1 protein-coding gene is annotated in these 1,106 nt (G+C 62.6%); it reads left to right on the top strand.

From position 1 onward, the window contains the following. Positions 1 to 1,106, top strand: a 1,106-nt coding sequence (gene gmd, locus ACXAHG_RS23510) for a GDP-mannose 4,6-dehydratase (RefSeq protein ID WP_475061243.1), incomplete at both ends; no start/stop codon positions are given.

The following is a 1,106-nucleotide window of genomic DNA, read 5'->3' as shown; positions in this document are numbered from 1 at the left end:
GCTCTTATCACCGGCATCACGGGCCAGGACGGCTCCTATCTTGCGGAGTTTCTTCTGGAAAAGGGCTATGAGGTGCATGGCATCAAGCGCCGGGCGTCGTCGTTCAACACCCAGCGGGTCGACCATATCTACCAGGACCCGCATGTGGACCATGCCCGGCTGAAACTGCATTACGGCGATCTGAGCGACAGCTCCAACCTGACCCGGATCATCCAGGAAGTGCGGCCCGACGAGGTCTATAACCTGGGCGCCCAGTCGCATGTGGCGGTCTCCTTTGAAAGCCCGGAATACACCGCCGACGTGGATGCCATGGGCACCCTGCGCCTGTTGGAGGCGATCCGCTTCCTCGGCCTGGAGAAGACAACCCGCTTCTACCAGGCCTCGACCTCCGAACTTTACGGCCTGGTGCAGGAAACCCCGCAGCGCGAGACCACGCCGTTCTACCCGCGCAGCCCTTATGCGGTGGCCAAGCTTTATTCCTACTGGATCACCGTCAATTACCGCGAGGCCTATGGCATGTATGCCTGCAACGGCATCCTGTTCAACCACGAGAGCCCGCGCCGCGGCGAGACCTTTGTGACCCGCAAGATCACCCGCGGCCTGGCCAATATCGCGCAAGGCCTGGAGCCCTGCCTCTACATGGGCAACATCGACGCGCTGCGCGACTGGGGCCATGCCAAGGACTATGTGCGGATGCAGTGGATGATGCTGCAGCAGCAGGCGGCCGAGGATTTCGTGATTGCCACCGGCAAGCAGTTCTCCGTGCGCCAGTTCATCCAGTGGTCGGCAGCTGAGCTGGGCATCCACCTGGAGTTCTCCGGCAGCGGTGTTGACGAGATTGCCACCGTGGCGATGGTCGAGGGCGATATGGCGCCGGCGCTCAAAGCCGGCGACGTGATCATGCGCATCGACCCGCGCTATTTCCGCCCCGCCGAGGTGGAGACGCTCCTGGGCGATCCGGCAAAAGCCAAGGAGAAACTGGGCTGGGTGCCGGAAATCACCACCCAGGAAATGTGCGCCGAGATGGTGGCCGAAGACCTGAAGACCGCCCGCCGCCATGCGCTCTTGAAAGAACACGGCATGGATCTGCCGGTCAGCGTGGAAGG

It is taken from the genome of Leisingera sp. ABD4_442 (assembly GCF_056160905.1).
The sequence above is the reverse complement of the archived record's forward strand: the minus strand, read 5'-3'. Positions and strand labels throughout refer to the sequence as shown.